Genomic DNA, 13,762 nt, shown 5'->3' with positions numbered 1-13,762 from the left:
TGTGCTGCTTGGAGGTGCAGGCAACGACGTACTCGAAGGTGGTGCAGGCAACGACGTGCTCGAAGGTGGCGCGGGCAACGATGTGCTTGATGGTGGAGGGGGCATCAACACTGTCACGTATGCTTCGACGGCGAGTGGAGTGACGGTGAACCTCGGGTTGACAGACGTGCAGGAGACTGGCGGGGCGGGCCGCGACACGCTGGTGAGCATCGAGCAACTGATCGGTTCCAACTTCAACGATACGTTGCTGGGAAGCAGCGTAGCCAACCGCATTGAAGGAGGCGGCGGCAATGATCTGATCGAAAGCGGTGGCGGCAACGATATTATCTACGGTGGCGCCGGCAGCGACACGCTGCGTAGCCAAGATGGCAATGACCTCATCTATGGCGGCGACGGCCTCGACCTGATCAGCGGCGGTGATGCTGACGACATCCTCCATGGCGACGGCGACCGCGACCGGATCTGGGGGGACGAGGGTAATGACGTCCTGTACGGCGGGGATGGCAGCGACGACCTCTATGGCGGGGACGGTGGCGATGTCCTGCATGGGGGGACCGGCAGCGACCTGCTGATGGGCGATGCCGGCGACGATGTGCTGTCCGGCGGGGCTGACGCCGACCGTCTCGACGGGGGGGACGGCTTCGACGTTGCAGACTATTCCGACGAGGGAGTTGGCATCCTCGGCTGGCTGGTCAACGGCTCGGGCGGTGCGGCCGATGACACGCTCAGCAGCATCGAGGGCATCGTCGGCACGGCGGGCGATGACGAGCTCTATGCGTTCGACCTGTTCGGCAACCAAGCCAGCAGCACACAGGACGTCACGTTCATCGGGGGCGGTGGGGACGACCAGCTCGTCGGGGGCAGCGGCAACGACGTGCTCGTGGGTGGCGAGGGGGACGACACGATTCAGGCTGGCGCGGGGGATGACGTCATCCGGATGGGCGGTGGATTCGATATTGCCTTGGTCCACATGAACGTGAGCGGCAGCGGCGGGATCGGCCGGGACGTCATCGAGGATTTCGATGCCGGAAGCGACGGGTTGTATATCGACGGCACGACCAGGCAGGGCAGCTATGTCTTCGCGTCGCAGATGTTCTCCCGGCTGGACACCAATGGTGACGGGAGCCTGAACGGCAGCGACAGCGCCGTGTCGGTCTCGACGGGCAATGGGGGCACGTCGCTGGTGCTCGATGTTGGGTTGTCGCTTGGGTATGCGAGCGGGTTGCATACGGTGACGCTGGTGGGCGTGGGGAGCTTGTCGGAGGGTAATTTCTTTGGGTGAGGTTGGGGCGCCTTCGGGAGGTGGGGGCGATTCCTGGGCAGGAAGCTGGATGGCCGGATCAGGTCCGGCCATGACGGATTGTTCGTGGGGCTCATGGGCGGCAAGGCTGTGGGAGGTGGTTGGTCCCCCGGTCGGGCCGGGGGATGACATGAAAAGGGGAGCGGGCGGGGTCTTGGCTCGTTCTCGCGGAGGCTGGATGGCTGGATCGGGTCCGGCCGTGATGGGCAGGGTGTGAGGTCCGTGGGTGGCAGGGCTGCGGGAAGCGGTTGGTCCCCCGGTCGAGCCGGAGGATGACGAGGCGGAGGCGGCTCGGGTTCGTTTCGTCGGCATGATGTCTCAGCTGGCGAGCTGGGTGCCGGGGGGTAGCTGGGCTACCCAAGCGGGTGGGCCGCTGCCGTTGGTGCCGAAGCGCAGGTATAGAAGGCCTCGACATGGCCGCGCATGTTGGTTGGCCAGCGGGCGGCGATCTGTTCGCGCAGGTGGGCAAGCTCGCGGAGGGCTTGGGCGGAATCCGCGGGCGACGGCGGACGGGCGGAGGGGGCTCCGGTGTCTGGCGCGGCTCCTGCCGAGGGCTCGATCCTGCTGGAGCCATGCCGCTTCCTGACGCGGGCCGGCTCTGACGGAGGCGGCGCCGGTGGGGCTGGCTCATCGGCAGAGGTCGCGGGTGCTTCCGCTGGCGCCAGCGTGTCCGGCTCGTCCGGTTCGACGGAGTCGTCCGGCGGCTCGGGTTCGTTTCGCAGAACCGGCAGGGGCTGGCTTCGGCCCGCGGGTTCCTCCTCCAGCCGGCCTTCGGCCTCGGGAAGACCGGCCGGCTCGATGGGGGAGGGAACCTCGCCGACCTGGCCCAGTGAAGCCAGCAGGTCCTTGAACTCGCGCAGGTGCTGGGCCCGGTAGCGGGCGAGCTGGAGGAGCCGGTAATGGTCGTCCAGCACGACATGCTCGGGATGCTCGTACGCGCCGAACTCATCATCAGCGTCAAAAAGGAGCTGGGCCTGGTGCGCGGTCTCCTGGCGGGAAAGGCGGAACTGGCGCCAGACATTGTCGGCGAGCAGCTCGGCCAGGCAGATGCGCAAGGGATCGTCGTCGCCGGCGCAGCGGTCCAGCAGGGCGGTGCGCAGGCGATGGAAGCTCGCCTCGTCCTCGGCCGGCAGGACGCGGATGGTGCGGGCGCATAGGCCATGGCGGAGCGCGTTGCGCGCGGCGATTGCCCTGCCCTCCGGCGAGGCGGGGCCGCGGGAGCGGGCGCCATTGCGGCGCGACGCCTCGATCTGTGCAGGGGAAGGGGTGCGGGGCATGGCGGTCTCGTCAAGACGATGTTCCTGCTGCATCCATACATAGGAACATGGTCATTGACAATCGAATCAGGTGCATTAGGACGGTTGTCATCAACCCATGAGCGATCGGAGACCATCATGCCCTGCCACAAGAGCAAGCTGCTGGCTGCCCTGACCACCCAGGGTGGTGACGAGTGGATACTGTGGAGCTATGCCGACAATTGCCCGGTCGACGAGATGCTGAAGCCGGGCTTCTTCGACCCGATGTTCACCCACCTGCAGGTGGGCGACTTCATCCTTATGGGCAGCGTGCCCAAGCCCCCGGCCGAGGCAATGCTCTGCCGCTCGGACGGCGGGCGCCGCCTGCTCGCCATGGTCGCCGAGAACGAGCGCGCCCATGTCCGGCTGCGCATCCTGATCGACTTCGGCGGCCCGAAGGACCCGGACATGCCGCAGGGCGCACTGTTCGGGCAGCTCATGAGCGGGCTGATGAGCGGGGAGGTCCCGGGGCCGCAGGTAATGGGCAGGGCAGCAAAGCCAGCATAGCGTCTGCCGATAGTCAGCGAGCACACGCGTATCGTACAAGCCGGAATAGGATGTCTGAAATCTCAGCATCCTGCTCCGTCACCACCGCAAGCCGGGCAGCACCTGCATCCGCGGTCGGTCAGGTAGCTGGACTGCACCCCGTTTGAACCCGACAGGGTCGATAGCCGACAAGGCATAGACATACGTCTATGGATAAGGACGTTAGCTTCCGATCGGAATGGTCCTCGTCCGCCGCGTATCGAGGTGGTCACTGCCGTCCAGCGACGGCGTCGACTCACAATTGCCCAGAAAATGCGGTTGGTCGAGGAGAGCATGCAGCCCGCATGAGCGTGTCACTCGTCGTGCGCCAAACCGAGACCTTGCCCAGCATGCTGTTCAACTGGCGACGCCGGATGCCGGAAGGTGGTTTCGAAGCCGTACAGGCCGACGAGCCGGTAGACGGCCGATATCTCCGGCGAGATGGTACAGGACCTCATGTGTGTGATCTGCCCTCACCGTCCCGATCGCGAGAAGGTTGAGTCCCAGCCAAAGTCATTGATGCGGATGAACTCTTTGGTGGGGTCGTAGGCGGCGACGACCTCGGCGGTGAGCGGGGTCTTGGCGATGAGCTCACAGACGCGATCGATGGGCGCACGCCCACCGAGCGAGTCATGTGGTCTTTGCCAGTTGTAGAAGGTCTGCCACTCTGCCAGACGGTCGGCGAGGTCGGTGCCGGCGAGGTCGATGGTCGGCCAGAACTCCTCGAGCGCCGTGCGCTGGGCTCTTTCGACCTCGCCGTTCAGGTGCGGCGAGCGCGGCCGGATCGGCCGGAACTTGATGCGCCATTCGCGTAGCCGGTCCTGGACCTCGTAAGCGAAGAACTCCTGGCCGCGGTCGGTCTGGATGCGCTGGATGGCGAACGGCATCTCTTCGACGACCTGCTCCAGGAAGTCGAGGGTGTTCTTGGCATTCCTGCGCGGATAGGCACGGAGCACCTGAAAGCGCGAGCAATCGTCGATGGCGGTGTACTGGTAGAGGCCCGGGCCGATCTTGCAGACATCCATCTGGACGCGGTCGCCTGGCACGGGTCGGCTATAGCGCCTGGTGCCCTTGCGTCTGAGTCTGGGTCTCTTGAGCAGGTTCTCGCCGTGGCGGACCAGGACCTTGTGGATGGTGTCCAGCGCCAGCCTGAGACCGTGCTGGCGGATGAGCTCGTTGCGGAGCCGCTTGATGCCGAGCTTGCCCTCCCGGCGGACCTGCAGGATCAACCGTTCCTGCCCGGCGAAGACCTTTTGGCCTGGCGACGTACGGGGGCGTTTGCTGCGGTCCTGGAGCCCAGCCTCACCCTCGGCGGCGTAGCGCCGGAGCCATTTGCGCAGGGTGACCTCGGAAATGCCGCAGCGGCGACAGACGATGCGCCTGACCCCGATCTGCTGGTAAAGCTTAATCCAGCCGAGCCGTGCCTTGGCATCGATGCTGTTCCCCCTGGGACTGACCAAGCCGTGGATGGGGAGGATGCGAGCATCCTCCCCATCCACGGCTACCACCTCAACGCTTGAGCCATGATGAGAAGATCAGGCCCCACGGCCGATGGAGCGCAAGCGAAAGCCTCTCACCGATCCCCACATCTAAAGGAGCAGGCAGGCGCACATTGGCCAGAGTTCCAGGGACACCATGGCAGGCGAGCTTGTCGACCGTCCACTGCCGGCTGGTCGAATTGTTCCACCACACTCAGATGTGTTCCCCGAACTGTGGCAACCATTATACACGATATATGTGTGCTAAAGTAGCGCTGAACTCCTCAGGACGTGCACACTTGAGAAGAGCTCCACTAAATAATCCTCATACTGTTGCAGTCGACGTAGCACCCCAGGCATTGCGCGGGATATCGCTAATGAAGCGGACGCCCGTTCTTCAAAGGAGGCTTGGACAAAGTTGAATGCCTCGTCGGTGCCCATTGCTCGGCCATCCACCAGATATGAATAGCCAAGTGTACCAAAAAGGCCAGCAAACTTGCGGCTATATCCAATGGGTACAACCGGGACACCTGAGGAGAACGCAGCAATACAGGCGTGCATTCGCCCCGCCACCAGAAAATCGAGGCCAGCAATGAAGGTTTTCGCAGCCGAAGAGTGTACAAAATCGGGGGCAAGTTTGACTCCTGGGAAATCACGCACAAGTTTGCTGCATATTGCAAGATCGTCTTCACCGCCCCCCGGAGAAATGACATGCGGGACAAGCCAGACTTCAACATCGGGGCAAGAAGAGAAGTGTTTGATTAATTTGATGGTGAGATCAGCATAGTTCAGGCGTAGCCCAAACTGATTGCTGCCAGTGTAGCCTCCTCTAAACAGGAGCCCGGATACGTTCACACCGACCTTTATCAACTCGCCCTCGTTCCTCTGAACAGGATCGTAAGGCAACTTGAACGCAACGTCGATTGCTTCCTCGACATTGGATGCGACCCCCAGGGATCTCACATAGCCGCTTGAAAGGAAGTCTCGCGCGAAAATCTTGTCGCATCTGCGCAGCACGGGCAAAGCGAGGCGCCTGGCCCACCAAGTATCAAAAGGCCCAACCGTCTGTGGCGCGAGCACCAGAGGGCGCCTAAACCGCAACGCCGCAAGCTTCGAGAACAACTGCACTGCAAAGCGAGAGGGGCCATAGATGTCGGTAAAACTATCCCCTTCACCAATATCAATAAATAGGTCGCAGCTTCGAGCTTGACTGAGGAAGGTCGAGCGCCCGCTCAAAAGTTCCCTCACACTCGGCCGTGCGCCAAACTTCACGTTCTCGACATCGATAACGCTGCCGGTCATTGTGGGATTGCCGAACAAGACAAGCTCGATTTCGCAGGATGCTCTTCTGGCGGCCTCAGACACAATAGCGATATGCGTTCGTGTAAGCGCATCTACACCTAGATTCCCTCGCCCCAGACGATGCCAGAGCAAACCAACCACAACCATTACTACGGCTCCCTTGTTCTGCGTTCGGCGGAGAATCTGCGGTTCTTCCTGATGAAACGCAGCAGAGAGGCTCCGTATGTTGCGACCATGACGGCCATCCCAATTGCTGCAATCCAGGGCACCGCCCGGACACCGGCCCACGGCAGGATGTAAACATACAGAGCTACCGTCGTAGCGCCCGACGCGATAATCGCTACTGCCCGCATATATGACTGCCCCGCGGCAACTAGTTGAACTCCCAGAGATGTGGCCAAGAACCGTATAGTAGTAAAGACTGCAAACCCAATCCAAAGTGCATCTACTTCGGAAAAAGAAGGCCCAAGAAAGACCTTCGTGAATATCGGCCCAAGCAAGATCAGAACCAGACCGAGGACCAAACCAACAACTAGAAACTCTCCTATGACCTGGATGCGATGGCGGGGCAGGACGGGCTCTTCCGTTTTCGCAAGACGAGCTAGCTTTGGAATGTGAACGCCGGCAAGCGCAACGGTGAACGGCACAATTCCCTGCACGACGCGAGCGCCAGCCTGATATACTCCAGCCGCCTCGAACCCTAGCACACGACTTACTATGATTACATCCAGTTGAGCGAATACATTCGTGAGAGCGCTGTCTACGGCAAACGGCAGACTATCTCTTACTCTGCCGAAGACATGCCCAAAGCCATTCCAAGCAAAGGGATTCGCTCCAGTTATGCGCCTGAGCGCAATCACTGACGTCACAGCATATATCAACCTTGACATGAAATACGCCGATGAAACGTAGCTAATGTCATTCGCCAGGTAGCCAGCTGCCGCGAGAAGCCCGAAATGAACTAGAGACGTCCATGTAACGATACTCGCCTCGCGTCTAAAATGACCACTCGCGCGGAATGTGATAAGGGTAAGATCTCCGAACGAATTAAGCATAACCGCCAGAAAAATAAATATTACATATGGTCGCTCGTCCCATCGTGTGTCAGTGCTGGCAAGAAGGAGGAGGGCGCACACCGTTATGCATATTGCAAGCATACACTTGGCCTGCATGCACGAGGCCATGACTTCTCCTGCCTTGCCTGGCTCTGCTCCAACTTCTCGCAATGCGCTCATTGGAAATCCGAAGTCGCTGATGACCGCGGCTATAGTGCAGTAGCTCACTACAGTAGCGAAGAACCCATAGTCGGCTACGCCGAGAGTGCGAGCGAGTATGATCAGCGTGCCTATAGCGACAGTCGTCCGGATCGCCATTGTTAGCAATATGAAGATCCGGTCAGTCATAGATAGCAGCCTATCGTCTCCAGTAGCCGTAGTCGTCGAGGTGTCATCGATGCGGTCGCCACTGCCGCTCCGCACGTACGTACGACAGCCACCGTTGGTTCGGCAAAATGGGAAGACAAGGCTATAATCAATCTCTCTTCAAAAATAAGCCGACTTGCCGGATGGCATGCCTAAACCAGCATCCGAAGTCACGATGTCCGCCAAGTCGCCGTCACGCCCGCCTGGAGGGCCGCAATCCGGAACTTCCCAACGGGGTCGTGCTCCATGGCGTCGTGCAGGTACAGTACCTGTGGGGACACCGCTCGTCCGCCTATATCGGATGTAGGTTCCGATTCCGAAGCCAAACAGCAGCCCAAATGTGCTGCCAGCTTCACCATAGTTCATCAGGCCGCCGGAAACAGGCGTTGCGAGGGCACAGCATACTGTCAAGCCAACAAGGAGCCTGCCTATACCTCGGCACCTCACCCCTCTCGCTGTCGAGAGGCGCCATGCGACATAGGCCAGAATCGACAACTGGACGACGTAGAGCACGATACCGATTGCGCCGCCACGCACGCCTAGAAACGAGAAGCCATTATGGAAAATGGGAATGCTGTCGAATGCCTCTGTTCCCAGGACCATCGTAATGGGAAGCGGGACAAGGTGCCCAAACCCAGTGCCGAGCAAGACAGCGACAGGACCATGTCCAAGCAAGAATTGGAAAGCCTGGTAGGTCTCAAACCCGCGCCAGAACCTACCGATCTCGTAGATTGAGCTACGATCAATGGCAATTATCTCTTGCATGAAGTGAGGTAAATTACGCGACCATATCGCAACTGTATCTGTCCCAGCGATCCAAGACACAAGGGGGGTGGTGATAATCAAGAGGGCGAATAAGAGAGCTGCGACGCCGCCCTTCGCCAGGATCTGCGCTGGAAGCAATCCCATCAAGGCAAGTGAAATAACTGTAGTATCGACTATCGCGGACCGTCCTGTCGATGCTATTATGGCGCCAGCAGCTAATGCAATGGCCGAAACGCGTATCATCATCGGCAAGCCAATGTACCGGTTGCCGCACAGAGCGATCGCAAGTGCGAGGGCGCTCAAGAGAAAACCTTTGCCGATATACCGACGGACGTAAGTTCGGTCCGCAAGATCGATATTAGGGTCAGCTATGTATCTTGCGAGGTAAAAAATGGCCAGCGCGGCTCCGGCATATAGTATGGCACGAAGAAGCGTCCGCTCATCCGTACCCGTGTAAGCAAATAGCACGCCCACAAAGAGGTAGAGGGGCACACGAATCTGGTACCATAGACCTTTGGCGAGGTCGTACTCGGTCGGATATCCAAAGGCAGCGGTGCCGGTCAGCCCGATTAAGATCGTTGCCGCAGCCGGAAGCAGAAGAGGAGTGGCCTTCCATCCCGATCGGGGTCTTCTCACGAGAAGGGCTACTGCAAGACCGGCGCTTATGACGAAATGCGCTTCGGCCGGAAGAATACCGGCCGAAGCCAAAAAGGCTGCCAGAAATACCGTCACTCAGGCCATTCCTTTGCAGGTGGAGTGGGCAATACCCAGTTAGGAGTAGGAGGGGGCAATGGACGCCTTATGCGTGTTTCGAAACTGTCCAAACGTTCTTGCCGCGCCAGCAACACCTGAAGTTCCGGTATCCACATCCTCTCTGCCGAACTCAATCTCGTGACTTGCCAAAGGCTACGAGTGGTCAACAAGGAGTTTCCTCCATCCGCGTAACAGGGACTTCGGGCGATGCGGAAAGTGCCAGTTCTTCATCCTACAGCTTGTGCCCTTAGAACGCGCCTCATCGTGCCCAGGAAGCCTTGCAACAGAGCCCGAACTCCAGCGGAACGGGAAAGCTTGAGAAGCTCCAACCCGAGGTACCGAGGCGAAGGCCGTCCAAGGAGACGCAGCGCTAGAACCCGAGCTAGGACCACCTGCTTCCTGTGGGCCTGGTACGGTTGAATCTTCTCTATCTCGGCAACATCAAACCCCGTGACCGTTATGGCACACGCGTCGACCGCCGCCTGAAGAAGAGCCTCTCCCTCCCTGGTTCTCGTCAGGATGAGACTGCGGCCGTCCCGTTCCTCAAAGTCCGGGTAGCCATCCTTGCCGTACCACGCATCCCCACAGACGATATCGGCGAATTCAGCCGTTCCATCCGGACAGATCTTGCACCGGAACTGAAGATGCCGACTTAAGATCCTGCCCCATGAGTTACGATAGCTCATCCGCCTTTCCGAGCCATCACGCAATGTCGCTCGCGCAGAGCCCGGCCAACCTTGGCCCCGATAGGCGAAGGCTATCACGTCATCGGCGCGTGCCCCGAGTTCATCGATGACCGCCAACGTGCCGTTTCTGCTCGGTACGCCCGCGCACATGAATGAGAACATATAGCGAACCTGCCGTAACACCCTCGAGTCCCGTTGGCCCATCCGTCGGAGGCTCGCGATATCGCATGGCTTCCCAACCACCGCAAAGGTGGCACCCGAGGCTAGGTACTGCTCCATGTCGGCCAGCGTCGTCGAGGGAGCATATCTAGACCCTGCGGCCTCCAACACCTCCTGCCTGCTCCGGCTCGGCCGAACAGCGTTACCAAAGGGATCACGGCTATCGGCAGCCACATGAAGGACGAAATCAACCAACTTGTGGTCAAGAAGATAGATGAGAAGCGCAGAGAGAACCCCTCCAGAGGATCCTGAAAAGCGAACTTCCGAATCATTAGCAAAGCCCGTACGGGTTCTGACCAAGGGGCCCCAAAGTGGATGATATGATCTTCCATACGTCCGATGCGTGAGCTCGGCGCCAGAGCACACTTCCTGCACGATGTGTTCTTCATTCTCGGTAAGAGGCCCGGACGGCATCGGCCTCAGGAAGCCACTATCGTTGAGCTTCATGGTGATCCGCCCCGGTTGGAGCGAAGAAGCACAGGCACCACATCCATGGCAAAGCCCGCCCTTCACGATCGTCTCCAGTGTCATTGCCATCGAGTGTGGTCTCCAGCAAACTCATCTGCGATGTAAACAGTGCTCAAGCAATGACTCCCGTCGGGCTTCCTCCTCAAAGCAAGTTCATATGAGCCGGCTATGCTTCTGTAAGAGCTAGGCGCTGTGGCTGTAACAGCCAGCGACGCGCTCGCGTCAACATCGGGCGTTCAACATATGTCCAGGACAGATAAGCAAGCGCCAGAGTTGGACCTAACGAAAGTAGCACGTTTATGTACCAAGTGGGCGACCAATGAAGTTGAATAAATTGTTGAACCGGAAACGCATACAGATACATACCATATGAAAGATCCGAGCGTTTCAGGAAAACGGGCGACTGAACTTTTAGGCCGATCCAAACAACGATATATGCAATTGCTGTTGGTCCCAATAAGTTAAAGCTGGCGCTGCCCAGAGAAACCAATAGAACCAACAAACTCCCCGCTGCAAAACGTAGGTCCAGTACCACTTGATACCGAAACGAATACAGAACAGCTCCCATGAAGAAGAATGACGCCAAGGGTGCGAGATCCGCGACAACCGTCGGGAATTGAAGGGCCTCTCGGTTTGCTAGAACCGCTAGAACGAGGCAAGTTCCCGCCGCCAAAGTCGCTGAAACTACATGTGGCAGATGCCGAAACGGATAGAGAAACGCCACTCCTGTCAGTAGAATGTAACATGCCATCTCATAGCGAAGGGTCCAAAGTGAACCATTTACGGTAGAAGGATATGGATTGGTCCGAAAAACACCAGGCAGGTCCCCATCGGCGGGAAGGAATACCGCCAAGCGCATGTAATCCCATGTGGCTGGATTTCGGTAGTAGCCCAAAATGGAGTCAGTCGACACAAGTGGACCTAGAACAAAGGCCGAGATCATAACAACACACAGCAATCCCGGAACAACGCGAGATATCCGCTTTAAAAGGAAGTGCCACCAGGTGCTAGAACGATTTGCGCTCTGCATTACGAGAAAGCCGCTCAACGTAAAGAAAACGGCGACTGCAATTTTGCCTAGCGTCGCATGGCCTCCACTGAAACGGAACACGATCTCATGAGCGTTCGATCCGGAACTGATCGGCACGGCATGAGACAGTAGAACCATGAAGGCCGCAACGTGCCGGATTACATCGAAGCCAGGTGCATATCCTCCGGCTTCGGCCAACGCTTCACCGACGCTGCTCTTCGGGGACTGCCTCATCTGCGTAGGTCTCTCCGCTGCCTTGAGCTAGGAGGTGCAGTGCTAAAGCGCAGCACCCCAAATGGCAGTGTTTCCCTCGCTCTCCACCGCCGCTTCGTCCGCCACATGAATTCCGTGATTCGTTTGGGCTCCCGCAAACACGTTACCAACCGCGCGTCCTACCGTTCCGGAAGCAAACTTCAGACCTGCGCCCAGGCCACCAACGTTCGCAAAACGACACCCTGTTATTGTGACACCGGTGCTGCCGTCCTCTACCACCAGACCCTCGCCGACATTTTCGAACCAGCAGTTCGTAAAGGTAACGTTATGCGCACCCTTCATTTCCACTGCGCGCGATACATTCTGTATAGTGACTGTATCAAAATGATGTAGCTTGGGAGAAGTGATAGCGCTGGCACTTTGCAAGAGTTGTACGGCGCATCCGCCACACCGCTCACGAGCATCAAGATAAACTTGCTGAAATAGGAACTGATTGACTTGACCCTCAAGCTTGAGGTGCGGGCCTGGCGACAAATGTCCCATCAGAATATTGACGTCTCTGATGGTCACGAACTGGTGAGGCAACATGTAGTCGGATTGACCACCGCTAAAGTTAAGGCCCCGGTCAAAATCAATGACAGATACCTCCTCGATCTTGGACCACCACAGGCCGCCATGTGCCTTACCTTCACTTTCGGGCGTCGCCGCGAACGCGACCGCCCATTGCTCCGGATTGGTAGCCTCACCATCGACGCCTCCTCGCAGCGAAAGGCGAGAAATGCCTGCATGTAGAACAGGGCCAGGGTCTATCGTAATTAGTGCTGGGTGATCCGATGGAATCGCCTCCAATACAGTCGCGCCTCGTCCGGCGCCCTGAAGCGAAACCCCGCTTTTCAGCGTAAGATTCCTGATGAAGTATCTTCCTGCCGGAAGATAAATAATCCCCTTCTTCCCATCGTGGGTCTTGGAAATCGCAGTTTGAATACTCTCAGTATCATCAACGCCAGAGGCAGAAATCACTTCACCAGAAGCACGTTCACCAGGTTGCACCGACTGCTCCTCGGGCATCGCTCTCGCACTACCTACTGCGATAGCCGGAAGGCTCAGCCCTGCGCGAAGCAATGTGCCTCTACTAATCATGTCAACCTTGCCGCGCCGATTTCAGAACTCCTGACACCGGGGTCGGTGTGGAACTTCCTGAGCACCTCCTCGTAGGCCGTCAAAACGCCGTCCCACATGAAGTGAGCGGCATGACGAGCACGAGCACCTGCGCGTGCACGCGACAGGGCATGATCGTTGTGGAGGATTGTATCAAACAGGCGGCGACATTCCTCTTCCGACTCGAAATAAAATTGCTCGCGACCTGCCGTCCACCGGTTGTACTTATTGCTGTGTGCCAATATCGCATTGCCTGCACCAAGGGCCTCGACAAGCGACGGATTTGTTCCCCCGACTGTATGCCCGTGGCAGTACACCGACGCGTGGAATCGCAAGGCACGAACGGTGTCGTGATCATAAATTGCTCCAGGGAATATGACCTCGTCGCTCGCGGCCTCTCTAACCTGCCGGTGATAGGGAATGCCGCTGTCAAGTGTACCCAGACATAAAAACTTAATATTACGCTTACTGGATGAAAATGCCTTGATGAGAGGGAGGACGGAATTCTCCGGTTCGATCCGGCAGATGGAGATGACATACTTGCCCGGTGCAACTCCAAGAGGCTCAAGAGGTGCGACCGGAGCCTGGTCAATTACGTCAGCCCCGTAAGGAATCATAACTATATTGCGCCTGCTCCGTTGCCGGGCATGATGCTCCGCGATCTCCGGATGATCAGCCACGAGTAGCGACGACGCCAGGCTGCCAATCCACTCATTGAGCCAGAACCATGCGCGCACGGCCCGGCTCCACTTGCTACGTTTCCACTCGATGCCATCCATGTTCATAATGACCGGGCGGCTACGAAGGCGGAGCTTGAGCGTCAAGACCGCGGTATTATATCCAAGGACGAGAGGAATGCCGTCTGATCGGGCCGCGTGGTGGACGGACCGGTTGTCAAAAACAACTGTTCCAAACGAACCCCGCTCGCCGACTGCAATCGTGACGCGCTGCACACCCCGCCATTGATCGACGGTGATCCGACCGTCCTCCGGCGAACCCGCTGCCACGTCTTTCTGGCAATAGACTATGACGTTCCATCGTTTTGAGACGAGGTATAGCGCCAAGCGCTCCGCGAATGTTTCGAATCCGCCATGCTGTGCGGGGATTCCCCGGATACCTAGTACTAGCAGGGTTGGAGCAGGAGCCATC

The 13,762-nt window shown here is 58.5% G+C and carries 11 protein-coding genes; 2 read left to right on the top strand and 9 right to left on the bottom strand.

Features of this window, described 5'->3' with window-relative positions; genetic code table 11:
• The coding region (locus HLA95_RS14385) for a calcium-binding protein (protein WP_306422306.1) at window positions 1-1,282 on the top strand (1,282 nt) is incomplete at its 5' end.
• Between the two features lie 371 nt (window positions 1,283-1,653).
• Here the strand turns inward: HLA95_RS14385 and HLA95_RS14380 are convergent.
• Entirely contained in the window at window positions 1,654-2,577 is a 924-nt protein-coding gene (locus HLA95_RS14380; protein ID WP_191060865.1) for a hypothetical protein, read from the bottom strand.
• A 117-nt stretch (window positions 2,578-2,694) separates the two neighbouring features.
• On the opposite strand from HLA95_RS14380, the gene HLA95_RS14375 reads away from it, so the two are divergent.
• Window positions 2,695-3,102: a hypothetical protein gene (locus tag HLA95_RS14375; protein WP_191060866.1), complete on the top strand. Its 408-nt coding sequence runs from the start codon at window positions 2,695-2,697 to the stop codon at window positions 3,100-3,102.
• Between the two features lie 491 nt (window positions 3,103-3,593).
• Here the strand turns inward: HLA95_RS14375 and HLA95_RS14370 are convergent, their stop codons facing one another.
• The 8 genes from HLA95_RS14370 to HLA95_RS14335 form a co-directional block, all read right to left on the bottom strand.
• Window positions 3,594-4,556 (bottom strand): IS481 family transposase, encoded by a 963-nt coding sequence (locus HLA95_RS14370; protein WP_191060867.1) that lies wholly within the window; start codon window positions 4,554-4,556, stop codon window positions 3,594-3,596.
• A 306-nt stretch (window positions 4,557-4,862) separates the two neighbouring features.
• On the bottom strand, window positions 4,863-6,047 hold the full coding sequence (locus tag HLA95_RS14365; RefSeq protein WP_191057926.1) for a polysaccharide pyruvyl transferase family protein: 1,185 nt from the start codon (window positions 6,045-6,047) through the stop codon (window positions 4,863-4,865).
• Between the two features lie 2 nt (window positions 6,048-6,049).
• Window positions 6,050-7,303 carry a lipopolysaccharide biosynthesis protein gene (locus tag HLA95_RS14360; protein ID WP_191057927.1) on the bottom strand — a complete coding sequence of 418 codons (1,254 nt, stop codon included), beginning with the start codon at window positions 7,301-7,303 and terminating at the stop codon, window positions 6,050-6,052.
• 138 nt (window positions 7,304-7,441) lie between these two features.
• Window positions 7,442-8,818, bottom strand: coding sequence for a hypothetical protein (locus HLA95_RS14355; RefSeq protein ID WP_191057928.1), 1,377 nt, complete (start codon window positions 8,816-8,818; stop codon window positions 7,442-7,444).
• Window positions 8,819-9,066: 248 nt separating this feature from the next.
• The gene (locus tag HLA95_RS14350) at window positions 9,067-10,191 is read right to left on the bottom strand and encodes a Coenzyme F420 hydrogenase/dehydrogenase, beta subunit C-terminal domain (RefSeq protein ID WP_191057929.1); all 1,125 of its coding nucleotides are present in this window, start codon (window positions 10,189-10,191) and stop codon (window positions 9,067-9,069) included.
• 187 nt (window positions 10,192-10,378) lie between these two features.
• Window positions 10,379-11,476 (bottom strand): acyltransferase family protein, encoded by a 1,098-nt coding sequence (locus HLA95_RS14345; protein WP_191057930.1) that lies wholly within the window; start codon window positions 11,474-11,476, stop codon window positions 10,379-10,381.
• A 42-nt stretch (window positions 11,477-11,518) separates the two neighbouring features.
• Window positions 11,519-12,523 carry a right-handed parallel beta-helix repeat-containing protein gene (locus tag HLA95_RS14340; RefSeq protein ID WP_222183685.1) on the bottom strand — a complete coding sequence of 335 codons (1,005 nt, stop codon included), beginning with the start codon at window positions 12,521-12,523 and terminating at the stop codon, window positions 11,519-11,521.
• A gap of 68 nt (window positions 12,524-12,591) precedes the next feature.
• Window positions 12,592-13,761: a DUF1972 domain-containing protein gene (locus HLA95_RS14335; RefSeq protein WP_191057932.1), complete on the bottom strand. Its 1,170-nt coding sequence runs from the start codon at window positions 13,759-13,761 to the stop codon at window positions 12,592-12,594.
• Window position 13,762 lies beyond the last annotated feature (1 nt).

Origin of the sequence: Geminicoccus harenae (assembly GCF_019800005.1) — a bacterium.
Taxonomy (GTDB): domain Bacteria; phylum Pseudomonadota; class Alphaproteobacteria; order Geminicoccales; family Geminicoccaceae; genus Geminicoccus; species Geminicoccus harenae.
This window is presented reverse-complemented; position numbering and strand designations above follow the sequence as displayed.